Source organism: Haloactinopolyspora alba (genome assembly GCF_003014555.1).
Lineage (GTDB): Bacteria > Actinomycetota > Actinomycetes > Jiangellales > Jiangellaceae > Haloactinopolyspora > Haloactinopolyspora alba.
This window is the reverse complement of sequence record NZ_PYGE01000001.1, coordinates 91,825-108,083: the sequence shown is the minus strand read 5'-3', so window position 1 is coordinate 108,083 and position 16,259 is coordinate 91,825. Positions and strand designations below refer to the sequence as shown.

At 64.3% G+C, this 16,259-nt stretch carries 16 protein-coding genes and 1 pseudogene; 11 read left to right on the top strand and 6 right to left on the bottom strand.

The features are described from left to right. The first annotated feature begins 1,195 nt into the window (after window positions 1-1,195). On the top strand, window positions 1,196-4,186 hold the full coding sequence (locus tag CLV30_RS00495) for an RNA 2'-phosphotransferase (RefSeq protein ID WP_129710800.1): 2,991 nt from the start codon (window positions 1,196-1,198) through the stop codon (window positions 4,184-4,186). Between the two features lie 609 nt (window positions 4,187-4,795). Here the strand turns inward: CLV30_RS00495 and CLV30_RS00490 are convergent. The 3 genes from CLV30_RS00490 to CLV30_RS00480 all read right to left on the bottom strand — a co-directional run bounded on the left by CLV30_RS00490 (window position 4,796) and on the right by CLV30_RS00480 (window position 5,974). Then, window positions 4,796-5,242 (bottom strand): hypothetical protein, encoded by a 447-nt coding sequence (locus tag CLV30_RS00490; RefSeq protein ID WP_106535229.1) that lies wholly within the window; start codon window positions 5,240-5,242, stop codon window positions 4,796-4,798. 115 nt (window positions 5,243-5,357) lie between these two features. Then, a complete protein-coding gene (locus tag CLV30_RS00485; protein WP_106535228.1) occupies window positions 5,358-5,663 on the bottom strand; it encodes a hypothetical protein in 306 nt (101 codons plus the stop codon). Then, complete coding sequence (locus tag CLV30_RS00480) at window positions 5,663-5,974, bottom strand: hypothetical protein (RefSeq protein WP_205740340.1); 312 nt, start codon at window positions 5,972-5,974, stop codon at window positions 5,663-5,665. The genes CLV30_RS00485 and CLV30_RS00480 overlap by 1 nt, the downstream gene beginning before the upstream one ends. Before the next feature lie 246 nt (window positions 5,975-6,220). Between CLV30_RS00480 and CLV30_RS00475 the strand changes: the two genes are divergently transcribed. The 4 genes from CLV30_RS00475 (at window position 6,221) to CLV30_RS26175 (ending at window position 8,827) form a co-directional block, all read left to right on the top strand. Continuing rightward, on the top strand, window positions 6,221-6,688 hold the full coding sequence (locus tag CLV30_RS00475) for a hypothetical protein (protein WP_106535227.1): 468 nt from the start codon (window positions 6,221-6,223) through the stop codon (window positions 6,686-6,688). 164 nt (window positions 6,689-6,852) lie between these two features. After that, the gene (locus CLV30_RS00470) at window positions 6,853-7,662 is read left to right on the top strand and encodes a DNA/RNA non-specific endonuclease (protein WP_165358386.1); all 810 of its coding nucleotides are present in this window, start codon (window positions 6,853-6,855) and stop codon (window positions 7,660-7,662) included. Further along, window positions 7,659-8,108 carry an antitoxin YezG family protein gene (locus tag CLV30_RS00465; protein ID WP_106535225.1) on the top strand — a complete coding sequence of 150 codons (450 nt, stop codon included), beginning with the start codon at window positions 7,659-7,661 and terminating at the stop codon, window positions 8,106-8,108. Before CLV30_RS00470 ends, CLV30_RS00465 begins: the two co-directional genes overlap by 4 nt. Window positions 8,109-8,665: 557 nt before the next feature. Continuing rightward, window positions 8,666-8,827 (top strand): hypothetical protein, encoded by a 162-nt coding sequence (locus tag CLV30_RS26175; protein WP_165358385.1) that lies wholly within the window; start codon window positions 8,666-8,668, stop codon window positions 8,825-8,827. A gap of 20 nt (window positions 8,828-8,847) precedes the next feature. On the opposite strand, the gene CLV30_RS26170 is transcribed toward CLV30_RS26175, so the two are convergent. Beyond that, a complete protein-coding gene (locus CLV30_RS26170; protein ID WP_165358384.1) occupies window positions 8,848-8,985 on the bottom strand; it encodes a hypothetical protein in 138 nt (45 codons plus the stop codon). A gap of 208 nt (window positions 8,986-9,193) precedes the next feature. Between CLV30_RS26170 and CLV30_RS00450 the strand changes: the two genes are divergently transcribed. The 6 genes and pseudogenes from CLV30_RS00450 (at window position 9,194) to CLV30_RS00430 (ending at window position 13,725) form a co-directional block, all read left to right on the top strand. After that, the gene (locus CLV30_RS00450) at window positions 9,194-9,541 is read left to right on the top strand and encodes a MarR family winged helix-turn-helix transcriptional regulator (protein ID WP_106535222.1); all 348 of its coding nucleotides are present in this window, start codon (window positions 9,194-9,196) and stop codon (window positions 9,539-9,541) included. A gap of 42 nt (window positions 9,542-9,583) precedes the next feature. Next, entirely contained in the window at window positions 9,584-10,984 is a 1,401-nt protein-coding gene (locus CLV30_RS00445) for an MFS transporter (RefSeq protein ID WP_106535221.1), read from the top strand. A gap of 33 nt (window positions 10,985-11,017) precedes the next feature. Continuing rightward, window positions 11,018-11,314 carry a DUF1330 domain-containing protein gene (locus CLV30_RS00440; RefSeq protein WP_106535220.1) on the top strand — a complete coding sequence of 99 codons (297 nt, stop codon included), beginning with the start codon at window positions 11,018-11,020 and terminating at the stop codon, window positions 11,312-11,314. 475 nt (window positions 11,315-11,789) lie between these two features. After that, window positions 11,790-11,957: pseudogene (locus CLV30_RS27710) on the top strand (DNA/RNA non-specific endonuclease); the annotation flags it as partial. 101 nt (window positions 11,958-12,058) lie between these two features. Next, window positions 12,059-12,352, top strand: a complete 294-nt coding sequence (locus tag CLV30_RS27125) for a hypothetical protein (RefSeq protein ID WP_240723123.1) — start codon at window positions 12,059-12,061, stop codon at window positions 12,350-12,352. Window positions 12,353-12,840: 488 nt separating this feature from the next. Next, a complete protein-coding gene (locus CLV30_RS00430; protein WP_205740339.1) occupies window positions 12,841-13,725 on the top strand; it encodes a DUF5677 domain-containing protein in 885 nt (294 codons plus the stop codon). Window positions 13,726-14,063: 338 nt separating this feature from the next. Here the strand turns inward: CLV30_RS00430 and CLV30_RS00425 are convergent, their stop codons facing one another. Both CLV30_RS00425 and CLV30_RS00420 read right to left on the bottom strand, forming a co-directional pair. Further along, on the bottom strand, window positions 14,064-15,347 hold the full coding sequence (locus CLV30_RS00425) for a nucleotide-binding domain-containing protein (protein ID WP_106535218.1): 1,284 nt from the start codon (window positions 15,345-15,347) through the stop codon (window positions 14,064-14,066). A gap of 2 nt (window positions 15,348-15,349) precedes the next feature. Then, the gene (locus CLV30_RS00420; protein WP_205740337.1) at window positions 15,350-16,057 is read right to left on the bottom strand and encodes an SLATT domain-containing protein; all 708 of its coding nucleotides are present in this window, start codon (window positions 16,055-16,057) and stop codon (window positions 15,350-15,352) included. Window positions 16,058-16,259: the final 202 nt, after the last annotated feature.

The following is a 16,259-nucleotide window of genomic DNA, read 5'->3' as shown; positions in this document are numbered from 1 at the left end:
ATTGGAGTTGCCTGGCTCGTCCTGGTGGCTGGCCTTCGGCGCGACATGAAACCGCGTCACAGGTGAAGTTCGGGCCGCCCAAGAGGGCGGCTTTCACTATCGTTGCTGGTAGCGGCCAGACCAGGCGCCCCATGCGGCTCTGGTTCGCAGGCGTTTGACTCCGGGATGCCTACGATTGTGCTGTGGACACTTCGACGGTCCGACTGTCAGCGAGTAGCCCATGGTTCAGATGCTGTGTCCGGCCTTGCTGCGTCGTCGGGATCGACAACCACACTGAGCGCCTCGGTGAGCGCTTGGCCGGCTCACGTCGGGCGATGACAGTATCGTGGCTCATCACAATCGAGGGTGTAGTCGGGGTCTGAAGCCGCCGGTCTCCAGCAGCGCCCGGGCGACCCGCTCGGCGGCCAGGTGCTCACGCAGTGCCAAGATCCGTGACGTCATCGACGACCACGTCGTGACTGTCTCGACAGCCTTGCGCCGACCCGCCCCGGCGACTCGGACGCAGACCTTGGCGTCCTACTTCGAGATGTCCAGCCCGACACACCGGGCATGTACCACTTCCATTCCCACGGCTCCTTCCCGACTGTGGACCTTCCAGGCGCCCGCCGTGGGGAGGACAGGGAGAAAGAGGAAGTCTGACGCTCGGGCTCACGGCACCAATCCACGGTTCCCGTGGAAGTCCTCCGCCACCATGCTCAACTACAGGCTCACAGACACCAGAGGGTGACCGGGGTCAACCACGACGGACGTACTCAGCATCCAACCGCGACCAACCAGTCGCAACCCGCCCAAGCACCCGAATCTTCGCGCACCACGGTGCGCCCCGAAGGCGGCGCCGGTATGCTCAACTATGAAGAGCGAGTATCGTCTCAGCGGCGCGTGGAACGTGTGTCAACGTCGGATGATGGCCAGCGACGCCACGTGGCGCAAATTCATGCCATAATCTGGTCTTGCACCGTGCACAACGTCGGTGGTCGCCCAAGGATGAGCGACCACCTGCGTTTTACAGTGGCCGGAATGTCACCAGCGAATGGCAGGTGAAGTCGATGCTTGGCGAGCGTACACCACACCGTCGACTTGTGGTGGGCCTATTAACGGCGGCTCGTTCAGCCACATCGTCGGCAGGTAGCGACCACGAGAGTCAGTGCTGTTGGCAGTGCGGCGTGGCCTTTCGTGCGACCCACAAGGAATTGGCGTGAATCTCAACGTCAGCCCCGCGGATGTCGCCCGAAGGCAGTTATCGTCGCGGGTTGTACTCGGTCCGGACGACGAGGTGGAAGTCATGTCGACCCTCAGGAGTCTAGCGATCACTCCCACAAAGTCAGATCGGGCTCCGACCGTGAAACCAGAGGAAGGGGAAGTGCGTTTCAACTCCTTGCTGGCCCCTAAGCCGAAGGCGTCAGAGTTGTTAAGTGACTGGCAGGCAGCTTTGAATGCCGAAGAAGTCTCGGTATCAGAAGCGCTCCTCTTTGAAGCCAAGCTAGCCGTTGGCGTCGGTGCAGTTGCCCGGCAACTCCCTCGAGGAATGACCTACCTAAAGACGCTTCATATTGCCCGTCAGCAAGCTGCTCTGTCCGTTTATAACTATGCGCGAGACGTTAATTGGCGCAGGCCCGTCCTTTTCGTCCAATCTCTTCGCGTCGCACGCGGCTTTCTGCGTGACGTCGTCGGACACGAGGAGATGACTTCAGAATCAAGACGGCGGGAGTTTACGGGACGACTTGGAGTGGCCACTGTGTTGATGTCCAGGTTTGACAGTGTCGACAGCAGCGACGTCACTGAGGCCATCGCCGCGCTGGAACGATCTCTCAAACAGGGTAACGACCCCCCGACCGCCGTGCCGTACCTGCTTGAAGCGAGTGTTCTCAGGTTTGATCTTCAGCCTGATCCGCCAAAGCTGTTGGCGTTAATGAAGAGAGCCAAGAGCTACCTATCGGACTTAGAATACGACGAGAATCCAGCAGCTCAACTTGCGGCATGCGATGCGTACCTTCGCCTTGCATCGTTCGCCGGAAGAAGTGCGAGAAGCGCGGGACTGAGGAAAGCTGCCGAGTGCGTCCGACTTGCGTTCGAGCGCCACCTCGGTTCAGACGAGGTCCGTGCCCTGATGCTGGAGATGTTGATCAATGTGGCGCAAGATGACCCGGCCATCCTCGACGACGGTGCCACGATCGGACTCCGCCTGCCATTCGGTGCGCGCAGCGGAAAGGCTCCGCGGCTGCTCGCAATGCTTGCGGGCGAACTAACTGAGTCGATAATTGACCGAGCGAACTCCGGTGACATGCTCGCCCAAGGTGTGTGCGCCGACCTGCTGGCCGCCGACCAAGGGGACGAAACCCCTGAGCGACTCAGACGAGTGGTGGAGCTACGGAGGGGGACGGTAGTCCGCCCTGGGCTTTCAGATGAAAGATCGGTGCTTCTCGGGATCCGGGACTCCCTGCTGCTCGCATCTTTGGACGGCCGAGACGGTGCTCGGTCGGGCGATCTGAAAACTCTGATCGACATGGCGACGCGCAATGCGTCGTCGGCGTCCCCGCTCCTGTTGCTTGCTCAGGACGTTGAGTCTAACGGCCCTATTTCGGTCCTCGGGCCATTCTCAGGAGAGGCTGGCGAAATTGCTCGATTCCTGGAGACCGGTGATTGGAGGAGCCTGCTCGCGCTTGCGGCCGAGCGGGCGCTTTCCAGTCCGGACCTAGCAGAGAGCCCGCTCGGTGGTCGAAGCGAAGTCACGACAGTGGGCGACTACTATGGGCTCGTCAGCCAGAACTTCGTCATCAAAACGGTTACTTCGATCGCTCTCAAGCGTGAGTCCGAGCGACTAGCGCACCTGGACGTTTCGATCGAGGCAGCAGCAAAGGGCGGTGTATACGGCGTTACGCAACACTTCGTGGCTTCTGACTTGAAGGACGGCATGAAGCGAAGTGTTCGGCGGTTCGTGCCGGGATTACCCGTCGCTAGTGTTGTTGGCGGCGCGTCATCGGAGAAGCGACTGCATTTACTCGCCCGTGTGGCTGGCTTCCTGGCATTCTTGAACGGTGTCGAGGCCGCGACTTCAGACGGTGTCCGGAAGGAGTTGAAGGAAAAGGAGGTGTACCGGTGGCTCCGTGCCATCGGAATCGGCGAACCGCTTCAGACATTTGACGGCTGGTGGGTGATGGTAGCGGACGTCCCGCCTGTTCGACGTCGGGACGCACACTTGGACAACTGGGTGCTAGCCGATGATGGCAAGCTATTCGCCATCGACCTTGAGGCCACTGGCTCACGTCCATTGGGTTACGAGCTCGCTCAGATTACTGATGACGCTCCGGTTTTCGACCCGGGCGATTGGGGTGGGAGACGCCGTGTCTTCGATGAGTACGTCGCGAGTTTGCTGGGGCACCTCAAAGTCGATCCGCAAAGAGCTTGGATTGCCTATCAGGCCAGTGTGGCAGCACGAGCTCTGAGACGATTGACGTGGGATCAGGCGACTCCATCGGATCAATCCCATGCTCAGGCAACACTCGACGGGCTGGCAGTCGATGCTGCTGCTGCCGAACTCCGGGACTGGGTCATTGGTGTGCTTGCTGCATGGAGGCGAAACCGGGGCCTGTCGGAGCTCCCGTCGAGCGAGCTCGTCATCGATGAGCATCGTCGTCGCAGAATCAGTAAGTCGATGGCGTATCACCTGAGACACGGGCCCGTAGTCAGTCTTGATCCAGACGGCTGGGCGTCGATCCAGGAACTGACGTCTGCGATCGGGCATCGGGTTTCCGAGCAAGAGATTGCCATTGTGGCCTCGACTCTCTCAGACCCACGATTCGAGTACCGTGACGGTCTGGTCAGGGCTCGATACGGGCACTCGCGTCGCGTGGAAGGCGCGGGCGTTCGCGAAGGTCTAGCTGAGTATGCTACGAAGGCGTTTCACGCCACCACAATTGATGCCGCCAGCTCGATCATCGAAAAGGGAGAGGGACTAAGGCCATTATCGCGGACGTTCGTCCATCTCTCACGCTCTGCAAAGGAGGCGCTCTTGTCTGGTTTTCGGCACGGTTACCCGCTGCTCCTGTCCACTGACGGTGAGCGCACGACGACATTGATCAGTCGCGGCGGGAATACACTGGTCTCTCCCGAGATCAAGGTTCACGACATACAGGTCGAGCCGCTGACGATGATCTGGAGCGTACTCCCACCGGTGCCGTTCCATTAGTCACTGCGTAGATCGTGATCCGGCCTGTGTGTCGGGACTGGATTCGGGAGCGATGCTTGAAATCTGAGGGTCGGCCGGGGGAATGCCGAAACCGGCCCGGCAGCAAGGACCCTAAGTCCGGTCGCGCTGAAGCCAGCAAAGATCATCTTTGACGACGCGGTCGAGCGTGTTCTCTGGCAGCAGAAGTGGATGCGCGAGGACGAGCGCAAGGCCATGCTGACCTTCTACGGGCTCATCCAGGCGCGGCGTGACGGCGAGGCGGTGTAGGAAACCATCTCGTCGATACTCGATAGGCGTCGCCACCCCGTCGCCGGCCGTCACACTCGACGGCCGGACGCGCGCCGGTTCCTGTGGTGCGGTTCGTGGTGCGAAATGGAGTCAACGAGGGTGGTTTCAGCAGCGTGGTGCGGGCGTTGTAACTATCGTTGCTGGTAGCGGCGTCATGAGGCGTTTTCCTGCTCCCTACGGATCAGTAGGTCGGGGTTCGATCTGACGGTGCGTCCGGTTCCCGTCTCCCAGGTCCTCGTGAGCCCGCCCCGAGTTGGACTTGGTGGTCTTGTAACACCGCCCTCGGCCCGCCCGGTGATTTCGGTCCTTGCTCGGGCCGGTCTACGGCCGGGCTGCTCGCCGGGCGGGGTGCCATTCGGGTAGTAGTTCCTGGTCGCGCAGAAACTTCTTGTGGTCCTCGAGGAGGAGATCTGAATCGGCGTGGCCGCTGCCTGGTGTCTTGTCGTGGATGCCGCCGAATGGCGGGTTCTCGTAGTCGAAGTCAGCTCTGATCTGGCCGTTCTCGTCGATGGTGATGGTGGCGAGGTACCAGGTGCCCTTGCCCTGTTCGTACATGGCGGCGCGTAGCACTTCGACGGCGTCCAGGCCGTCGAGTTCCAGCACGGCATCGATGTCGATACTGCCGTCTTGCGTTTCGATCTCCAAGCCGGTGTCGGTCATCTCGCCGGCGGCCATCACCTCGAGTTTGAGGAATCGCCACCCGTCCGGTGCGGCGACGACCATCGCCTGGCCGACAGCGTTGAGCTTGCTGGGATCAGGGATACTCATTGGCTACCTCCGGATGGCGTGTTGGGCAGCTTCACGCGGCGGCGCCTGGTCGATCTTGCAAGTGCCGGTGACGGCACTTGATCTAGGTGTTGCGGGGGCGTAGGTCTACTTGGTGTCAGCTTGCGGCGAGGAAGTCGGATCGTAGTGTTTCGCGTAGGGCTCGGACGACTTCGTCGTGCACGGTCTCTGGCTGTTGGTCGCCGGTCTGCAGTGCTTCGACGATGAGTGAGCGGGCCAGTGTGGAGACGGGGACGCTGCGGGTGGCGGCGAGTTCGGTAAGCGCGTCGGCTTCGTCCTGTCCGAGCCGCACCGATAGCACGGTCGTCCGGCCGGGCCGGGTCGGCTTGGAGCCGGCGGGGATGTCCATGTCCCGGCTGGCCTCGGACGCCTCGGCCTCGATGTCAACGATGTGCCTGCTCATCAGTGGCTCCTTTCGTCGTGTTCGTATGCGGCGGTGTCTTTCGTGTTGGATCGCCAGGCGTTGACGCCCCACAGGTGGTCGTCCTCGACGACGGTGATCACGGTGATGATGAACCCGGCGGTCGGCGAGTAGCCGATGGTTCGGGTGCTGCGTCCGGTCTTGCTGGCGTAGTCGGGGTCGAACACCACCCGGAGCGTGTCGGTGAATGCCTGGTCGGCCCATGCTGGGTCGATGTTGGTGTCGCCTGGGTGGCGAGTGGAACGGGTCGCAATGTAGTCGCCTCGTATGCTCCAGTCCGGTGTGTTCTCCACCGAGACGAGTCTACTACAAACTACTACGCAATGACCGTCGTTGCTGGCGCCCTGGTCGCACGTAACACGGTCCGTACGCGCGACGGAGCGAGCAGGAGCGGTGTGACAAGTCCTCAGATGTCGGCGCGTGGACGTTGTTGCTGGTAGGGCTGTGTGTGGCGCCGTCGTTCTTCAGGGGGCCTACGAGACCGCCACCGAGACCAAGTCGATGACGATCATGAACACGCCGCGGGACGAGGACGATCGATGAGTATCCCGAACCAGCAGGACACGCTGCACGCTATCGGTCAGGCGATGCTGTGCTCCGCTCCGACGGGGTGGCGGCGGCTGTACCTGGAGGTCTCCGCACTGGCGGACACGGTCGAGACCGCGTTGGTCGTGACGATGGTCGACGGGAAAGTGCGACTGGAGAGCGGCACCGGGCGGCTGTGTGGGCAGTTGCGCGCGGACATGTTCCAGGACGGCAAGGGCACCTGGTACGACGCCCGTATCACGGTCGACGACCAGGGTCAGGTCACTGTCGAGTTCGACACGACACGCAACCGTTCGGCGGTGTCATCGACGAGACCGACCCGGACAGTGAGGGAGACGCCGACGCCGAGCTCCTGCTCGAGGACCACCGCATGTATCCCGGCAGCCCCGGACTCGTCCCCACCTGGCACCCCGTCCACGACGAGACCAGCGCGCCGTAACGGTAGGCCCATGCTGCGGTGATTTCGGTTCGCCCAAGTGGCGAGTGGACGTGTCGCAATGTCGTCGTCGCCTCGTATGCTCCAGCCCAGGGTCCTCTCTGGTCTGGAGACCGGCTATACGTCGCGGACGATTCAAGCGCCATGAGAGCCTGTCTTGACTGCGAAGTGCAGAGAGCGGGTGGTTGCGTGGGCGATCGACCCATCAGGGATGGTGCTGAGGGGTTGGAGCAGGTCCGGGACGAGACGGCGCCGCGTGAAGTCGATGGTCTTCTCGACGTGGTCCGCGGCGACATGGAGAACATCCGCCGCTTGGTCGCTGAGGCTGGCCCACACGCCGATGATGCGCTTGCTGATCTGGACGAGGCCGAGCGGCACATGGGGAGTGACGTGCGTCGGCTGGGGGACGAGGTCGGCGCGGCATTGACCGATGTCATTGGTGAACTCGAGGGCCTGAGTCGTCCAGCAGGCGCGGATCCGTCTGAGCTGTCCGGGAGTGCCGAACAGGTGCTCCTGCGTGTGTCCGGAACTGATCGTAAAGACGCCGGAGTGCGGCGCAGCCCGCCGCCGAACAGCGTCATCGTGGTGGACGACGCGTTCGTGTACACCACTGATGAGTTGGGCCGTGTTGTCCGCGCAGAGGCGACCCTGACAGCTGGCGAACCCGGCGAGCGCAACGACTATGCACAGCACACCCTGAAGGGCAAGCTCCCCGGCGACGACGCCGGCCATCTCATCGCGAGAGTGCTGGGAGGACTTGGCGACCAGCTGAACCTGGTGCCGATGACGCGCAAGGTCAACCGCGAAGAATATGCGGCCATGGAGCGCCGGTGGCGCAGGGCCGTGGAACAAGGCAAGACCGTCGACCTGGAGATCGAGCTGGAATATGACACTGATGCGCGCCGACCGATCTCGATCGTCGTCAGTTATGAGATCGCTGGCCAGAAACCGCGTACCGTGCCGTTCGACAACGACCCAACTGAGGAGATCGAGCCGTGAGCATCCCCGACCCGTCTCTTCTGAACGCCATCGGACAGGCGATGGTAGATGCCGCCCCCGAGGGCTGGAAGATACTCACCCTGGACGTCACCGCGGCCGGGAACCTGACCGATGTCGGCTTAGACGTCCAGATGCCTGACGGTAGCGAGCCCCACGTGGTCATGGCTGGGGCCGGAGTCCGAACGGTCACCGAGTTGCGCAAGGCGATGTACGAGCCGGGGAAGGGCACCTGGTACAACGCCACGTTCACCGTGGACGACACAGGCAAGATCACGGCGGACTTCGACTACGACACCCCGCCGCTCGGCGGCATGGTCGACGACGACGACCCGGACTCCGGGGGCGACGCCGACGACGCGCTGATGCTGAAGGATCACAAGATCTACCCCCGCGACCCGGAGAACCTCCCCGGCTGGCATCCCGCCCGCGCCAACTCGTCGCCCTGATCGGGACGGCGGTGGATGTTCCACCTGTCCTGTCGCTCGCAGCGCTGGCGCCGCGGTGAGCCGTTGAACCGGCCGGCGTGACACGGTTCGTGACGCGAAACGGGGTCGAACAGAGTGGTGTGACACGATTCAAGGGGTCGACTGGGTAAGCGTTGTTGCTGGTAGTGACTGTATGAGGTGCCGTCACGCGGCCTTTTAATCCGCGGGTTCGGGGTTCGATCCCCCGGGGGTCCACCCTCCTGACCAGGGCGGCGGCAGCTCACGGTGAGCATTGGTTCTTCGGCGTGGAACGGTCCGTGGAACACCCTGTCGCTTCGACGGGTCCATGCCGGAGGCGGAACGTCGTCCGACGAAACTGTAGGGGCATCTCGAGGAGTTGCCGTCTGGCGCCTCTCGCGAGACCGGGTACGCGGGCGTCGCTCGAGTCGACGAAGCGCTTCAACTTCCGTAAGACCGTGCCCGCTGGGCTCCCAGGCGGACGCTGGGGCCGAGCGGGTCCGCACGCGCGTGTTCTCGCAGAGGTGTACGAGCGGCGGCATCCACGAACGAACTCGGCCGTGGATCAGCTGCTTCAGCGGCACCTGCGGGAGAACAAGCTGGAGCCAAGTACGGAGTGGACGTACCGGGGCTATCTGAAGAAGCATGTGCTGCCGTTCATCGGTCTTCCCGCACACCGCCTGACCGTCCGCTGGGACGCGTCACGCGACGGTCACACATGACCGGAGATCGCGCCACTTGGCTACTCGCCGGGCGCGTGGTCCGAAAGCATCAGGTCCAGGTGGTCGTGGACCCGTACCTGCGCCGCGTCCACGGCACGGCGTTCGCCGTCTACACCACCCGCGTCGGCCGGTTCCTGCCTGGGCTCGGTCGGGCGCATGTCGGGTCTTCGAACTTGACCGGCCCGGTGGGCACGGTCCGCTGTCAGGGTATCGACGAACCCTGATCCCGGGATGCATAAAGGATTCATATAAGACTGCTATGCTTCAGGCGTGAGTCGCCGAGACGCCACGCACGCCGCTTCCGATGCCATCGGGTCAGCCCTCTACGGTCTGGCCACCAGGGCCGTGAGACGCCTTCCCCGCGACATGAGCCTGACGTCCGCCGCCACCTTGGCCGCCCTGGACAAGACCGGCCCGCGACGGATCACCGATCTGGCGGTGGCCGAGGGCGTCACGCAGCCCGCGATGACCGTCCTGGTCCGGGTGATGGAGGAATCCGGGCTGGTCGAGCGGAAGGGCGATCCGTCCGACAAGCGGGTCACGCTGGTGTGCCTGACCGAGGCCGGCGCGTCGTACGTCCGGACGCGCCGCCAGGCGGGCGTCGACGCGTACGCGCGGTTGATCGACGAACTCACCGGGGACGAGGTCGAGGCCTTGGCAGCAGCCCTTCCGGCGCTGCTGCATCTGGCGGAGCTCGAAAGCCACGCCCGATGAGGAGTCCGACCGGTGAGCGCGGCCCAGGCTCATGACCAGCCCATGAGCACTGCCCTGATACGTTCCGAGGCACGTCTGCTGGTCCCCGCCCTGATGTTCATCGCCCTGGTCGTGGCGGCGGTCGCCAGTCTCGGGGCGCCGCTCATCACCAGCGTGGCGACCACGTTCCACGTCTCCCTCGACAGCGCGCAGTGGACGCTGACCATCGCCCTGCTCAGCGGCGCCGTCGCCACACCCGTCCTCGGCCGGCTCGGAGCCGGTCCGCACCGGCGGGCCACGATTCTCGCCACGCTGGCGATCGTCGTCGTCGGCAGCGCTCTCACCGTGCTGCCGCTGCCGTTTGCCTGGCTGCTCGTGGGCAGAGCGGCCCAAGGCGTCGGACTCGGTCTCACAGCGCTGATGATGGGCATGGCCCGCGACCATCTTCCCGAGGAGCGCAGCGCGGCCACGATCGCCCTGATCTCAGTTGTCTCCATCATCGGAGCCGGCGTCGGCTACCCGCTGGCCGCGCTGCTCGCCGAGTTCGGCGGACTGCCGGCCGCCTACGGCCTCGGCCTGCTCGTCAGCGCCGTCGCCTTCGTGACCGCGTGGCGCTCCGTGCCCGTGGCTCCTGAAGGCCGCTCCGCTCACGTGAACGTGGCAGGCGCGGTCGTCCTGACCGCTGCGCTGCTCCTCGTCCTGTTCCTCGCCGGCGAGAGGAGCCTGTGGAGCCGACACCTCGTCGTGGCGGTGACTCTTGCCGTCGCCGCCGTGATTCTTCTGTGCGTCTGGACCGTTTCCGAACTACGAACCAAGACGCCCCTGGTCGACGTCCGGGCGGTACGGCACCCGGCGGTCGCCAGGGCGAACCTCGCCATGTTCGTCGGCGGGATCGGCATGTACCTCCTGTTCACGCTCATCACGCGCTACGCGCAGACGCCGCACAGCGCCGGCTACGGCTTCGGACTGACCACCTTCGTGGCGGGGCTGGTCCTCATCCCGTTCTCCGTGCTGGGGTTCGTCGCCGGCAAGCTCACGCCCCGGGTCCGCGAACGGATCGACGGCCCTCTGCTCCTGGCCGGCAGCGCCGTCATCGTCGGCGGCGGGTTCGTCCTGTTCGCCACCGCCCGGTCCAACCTGGCCGAACTGCTCGCGGCCATGGGCGTACTGGGCTTCGGAGTCGGCGGCTTCGCGGCCGCCATGCCCGGCGTCATCCTGGCCGTCACCCCCAAGAGCGAGACGTCGAGCGCCATGAGCTTCAACTACGTCGTCCGCAGCGTCGGGTACTCCCTGGGCAGCGCCATCGGCGGTCTGGTCCTGGCCGCGGGCACCGGCCCCGGCCGCCTCTTCCCGAACGACGACGCCTACACCACCGCGGCGCTGATCGGCGTCGCCGCGATGACGATGACAACGCTGACAAGCCTCGCCCTCGCCCGCCGACGCTCGTCCGAGACCAACCCGTAAGTCAGATGCACTCATTCCAACACTGGAGGTTCCATGCCCAAGGGCTACTGGGTCAGCGTCTACCCCACCATCGAGGACCCCGAGAGGCTTGATGTCTACAACGAACTGGCAGGTCTAGCCGTCGCGGCCGCGGGCGGGCGGGTGCTCGCGAGCATCGGCAGCCGGGTCGACGCACACGAAGCCGGAATCGCCGAGCGCGTCGTCCTGATCGAGTTCGACAGCTTCGAGCAGGCGGTCGCCGCACGCGCGAGCGCGGCCTACCAGGAGGCGCTGGCCGAACTCCCCGACGGCTTCGAGCGCGACTTCCGCATCGTCGAAGGCCTCGACTGACGACCGAGGCTGCGTCGGCGACGAACACGCAGCCGACTGCGGGGATCACCCCGGCTCGTCAGCGCGCCGCACCGTCGCGAACAGCGTCAGACAAGTGGCATCGGCGGTGATGTCCAGCCCGGCGACGGTTCCCGGCGGCACGGACGTCGTTGGACAAGCCCGTGGCCCCCTCACGTGATCCTTCAAGCCGAACATGGGGTGAGTACCGGCCACGGTCCTGCTCGATGCGGAACGCTTCATCGGCCATGCGCCTCGCCATGTCGCCTCGCGCGGCTGGCCAGTTCCGTGCAGCAGATTGTGACACGGCGTGTGGCGTCTCAGGTGCGCAGGCGGACCGGGACCATGATCGGCACCATGATGCTCACAGTGCCGGTCGACCTGGTCCCCGTTCTTGAAGGCCATTCCAGGAGCCCAGGTTCGTTCGGAGCCGTGATCGCGGGCACTTCACTGTGCGGCGCGGCGCCCCCAGACGGAGGTGTCGCCGGAGCAGCTGCGGAACCCGCGGGCCGAGCGCACTCTGCAGGGTCGCCTACCTGGAGACCATGCCGGGCACATCATTGCGCGGATTCTCGGTGGGATCGGTGGCGCGATCAATCTCGTGCCGATGGAGGGCCGCAGGGTCAATCAGGGCCGCTACCGTCGTCTGGAGCGGCAGCGGCAGCTGGACCCGGAGGTCTCGGCGCTGGCGGACACGGTCGAGACCGCGCTGGTGGTGACGATGGGCGACAGGAGCATCGACCGGAAGTGCGACTGGAGAGCGGCACCGGGCGGCTGTGCGGGCAACTGCGCGCGGACATGTACCAGGACGGCAACGGCACCTGGTACAACGCCCGCATCACGGTCGACGAGCAGCGTCAGGTCACTGTCGAGTTCGACTACGACACGCCACCGTTCGGCGGTGTCATCGACGAGACCGACCCAGACGGTGAGGGCGACGCCGACCCCGAGCTCCTGCTCGAGGACCACCGCATGTATCCCCGCAGCCCGGATCTCGTCCCCACCAGGCACCCCGTCCACGACGAGACCTGCGCAAAGTAGTCAGCGGCCCGTGCTCGCGTGGAGTACGTTCCCCGCCGAGCCGCTGGTGCATGTGCAGCGTGGAACGGTTTGTGGAACGAAGCGGTGTCAACAGGTGTGGTTCTTGGGGCGTCTGGGTGGCCGTCGGTGTCACTATCGTTGCTGGTATTGGCTGAATGAGGTGCGCTCGCGCGGCCTTGTGATCTGCACGTTCAGGGCTCGATCCGATAGAGCGTGTGATTCGGCGTCGCTCAACACGGCTGAGGCCGTGGTGCACGGCCGGCGTCTTTCGCGGCGGAATGACGCAGGTCACACTGCTCGTTGCGGATCCGAGACGTCGCCCGCATCTCGCGCTTCGCGGCGGCGGCCCTTCCACGGCATGAGACCGTCGGGAGGACTGCGATTGGGGAGCACACGGAGCGTCTGGGGACAATGTGTCTCCGGTGCTTCCCTTGCGCATGGGTGAGCAAGGCGCCCGAACCGTCGAGCGTTCCCGATAGCATCGCGGCATGCTCGAGCCCGACCAAGACGCAGCGTCCTTGCTGCAGCGCCGCATCACAGCTGTACAGGAGTTCTCCGACCTCGCCGACAAACTCTTCCAGATCGGGGACGTCGACTGGTCGGAGGCGATGGGACGCGATCTTCGCCTCTTGGCGGTCAACGCCGCGTTTCGCCGGCAACTCGAATGCATCCGGGCCGCGCTTATCCTCGCCCGCGCGGGTCTCGGCCACCTCGCGGTCGGGTTCATTCGCGCCTCGCTTGAGGAGGTGATGTACCTCGCGTTCCTGTCCAAGCTGGAACGCGAGGATGCGCACAAACTCTTTCAGGTATTGGCAAAGTGGGACGGTCTCAGGTCGTTGAACGCCCAGCGTGCATACGTCGGCGACGAGGTCATGCACGGACTGTGGTTTACCGACGAGTTGCTGGCGGCGGCTGAAGCATCGACCGGCCAGGTGCGCAATGATCTGAAAGCTTTAGGAAGGTCGTACGGATGGGGCGGGCTCCTCCCGAGTGGCGAGTGGGTAGCCGACCAGGCAGGCCACCGACGACTGTATGACTACCTCCACTCTGCCTCTAGCCGCTCAGTGCACTTCTCGGCCGGAGAGATCCTGCGTCGGTCCTGGGGTGAGCCGGGCGGCCAGATCACAACCAACAAGCCCGAGTTTCGCGAACACCTCGCGGATTTCTCACTCCACCAGATCGTCCTCCTCTTCTTCGAGACCTGGTCGGTTCTCGACGACACCGGCGCCACGGGCATTTCCCTCAACGAGGAAATCGACGAGTCCGAGGTCGATGCCGTTGTACATAGGATCGCGGCGCTCGGGCAGGTGTCCTTGGTGCACGCGCACGAATGGAACCTGACCCCGGACGGCCCTCTGCCACCAGCCCACTAGCCGTGTCGCTCCTTAAGCATGCCTAGTGGGTCGCCGCGGTGATGACGACTGTTTGTCGCCTCGGCCCGTGACAGGCGCGGCCCTCACGTGGCGAGGGCCAACCACGGCGGCGCGGGTCATGACCCGACGACGACAAGCTCGGTGCTCTGGCCGCCGCGAAGCGGAGATCAACAGAGACCGGTTCGGATTCTGTGGGCGTGGTGACAGGCGGCGGAATGATGATGAGAGACGGTTGAACTGATGACCGGGAGCGCGAGCAACGGAAAGGCGGGGTTAGGGGTGCGGGTCCTGACATCGCCATCTACTGATCGGCTCGCTTCCAATATGTCGCGGCAACCCTACGCACCGTTGGCGCTGATCGGCACCTCGACGAGGTCTCGGGCGACGAGGATGCCGTCCTTCACGATGTAGCACTCGACCAGGTGATCGCCGCGGAACTGGGTGTGCTCGTGGAGACTCTCGTTCGGACGGTTTGACCCGATGATCTGCCCGCGGATCTTGTTGCGGCGCTCGGCCTCCGCGCCGCGGTTCAGCACCTTCCACTTCACTTGGTACGGCCGAGGGACGCTGCACTCCGTGATGGTGAAGTCGAGGTCTTTGTTCGGCAGGAGCAGGCTCCCAGTGCGGAGCATGTCCCGCAGCGAGGCCGGTCGCCAGCCGCTCTGAGCGACCTGGCAGTTGATCGTGAGCGTCTCGCCGATGTCCACTGGGAACCAGTTCTCGATGAACTGCTCGGTGTCCTTAAAGTTGAATGCGGATTCGGTAGCCTTCAGCGGCACCGAGGTTCCGAACACTTCGCGCCATTTCTTGTTGGCGGCGGCCTTGCCTTCGTTCTCGATCGCTTCGAGGCACCGGTTGTAGGCCTTCTTCGCCTTCGGCTGGAACTGGGCCTTCACCTTCACTCGCTGGTGGCTGCCGAGAGCAAGGTAGTACTCCTTGTCGGGCTCGGTGGCCAGGAACTCGAAGAAGTCGCGAGCCATCACGTCGTACGAGTCGGTGTCAGCGGTGTCGTAGTCGTCGTTGTTCGCGAAGAAGCGGTGCACGAGGGTGTCGATGAGAAGGCCACCCATGTTCACGCCGTTGGTGTTCTTCCACGCGCGAGTCATCCGCGCGAGCCGGCGCATGTTGTTCGAGGTGCGCTGGTTGCAGGCCCGCGTCTCGCTGATCTCGTCGCGCGGCTTGGTCACCTTCCAACGCTTGGCGACAGTGTCGGGGTAGTCGAAGCTGTCGTCGTTCTCGAACGTCGGCTGGACCTCGAACTTGAAGTTGGTGAACTGGACGCGGACGACGCACTGATCGACGCGGATGTCGGTGGTCCGGTACCGCGCCTGGAGGGTGTCTCGGACTCTCTCAAGGACTCGCATCGGACCGGTTTCACCGTCGTAGGTGGCCCGGAGACCCGCCGGGAGGATGTAGATCATGTCGAGGTCGGAGATGCTGCGGATGGCGGTGTACCGACCATAGGAGCCGACCATCAGCTTGTGGTCGGTGGAGCCGTCCTTGGCCCTGAAGTTCTTGTTCAGCGCCTTGGTGATCTCGTCCCGACGCGCCGCGATGGTCGTGCTGGCGTCGCCGACCTTGAGGTTGTCCAGCAGGGCATCGAAGATCTCGGAGGTCTTCATGCTCACGCCTCGCTCTCGTTGAGCCGGAGTGCCTCAGGCAGGAACATATCGATCTCCCGCGAGGTGAAGGTCATCTCCTCGTTGTTCTTGAGTCCGTCGCTCGCCTTGGAGAAGGCCTTGGCCGTGGTTCGCGGTGCCTCGGAGTAGGCAGAGCGGGCGGCCTCTTGGAGCTCATCGCGGCGAGCACGGGCGTCGGACTCGGCGATCCTTCCCGCCATCAGATCGGCGATCAGCGACAGGTACGACTCGCGGACGTCCCACAGGTGCGCAGCGGTGGCGCGGTGCGCATCAGCCTCATCGGCGAACTTGAAGGTCTTCGTGGCAAGGCTGATTGCGGTCACCAGCAGTGCGATCAACGACGTCACGAGGCTGCCGATCTTGGGGCTCGCGACGACGCCAACGACGGAGGCGAGGAAGGTCCCGGAGCTGATCGCGGTGAGCCCAACCAAAGCCACCTGTTGCCAGCGGTACTTCGTGAAGCAGAAGTCCGCCTGCTTCTCGTGCGTCTTGTGGCTGTACACCACACGGCCGAACGACTCGCGCACTTGGGCAAGCAGGTACCGAGCGGGATCGGGCATCGATTCCACGGCGTTTGTCATGTCGCTCCATTTGTTGGCCATCAGGGACGCGCTGCCGCCCGGAGAAACCGGTGCATGCCATCCCGGGTGAGCGATGACGAACGATGCGCGCTCCGTGAGTATGCCGGGCACCACCGACACTCTTCGGAGCTCGCCGCGAAGCGCTCGCCTAGTTGACACGCCCAACATGAGCTCGGCGGCCGAGAGTCGCCGCCGTCTTCAGCCGGTTGAAGGTCGGTAGACCTTCGCTAGAACGTCCCACATCGCGCCAGGAGCGTGCCCTACATCCGGGGACGAACCGGCGCATCGATGCAGCGCCAAAGTTGCTGCATTC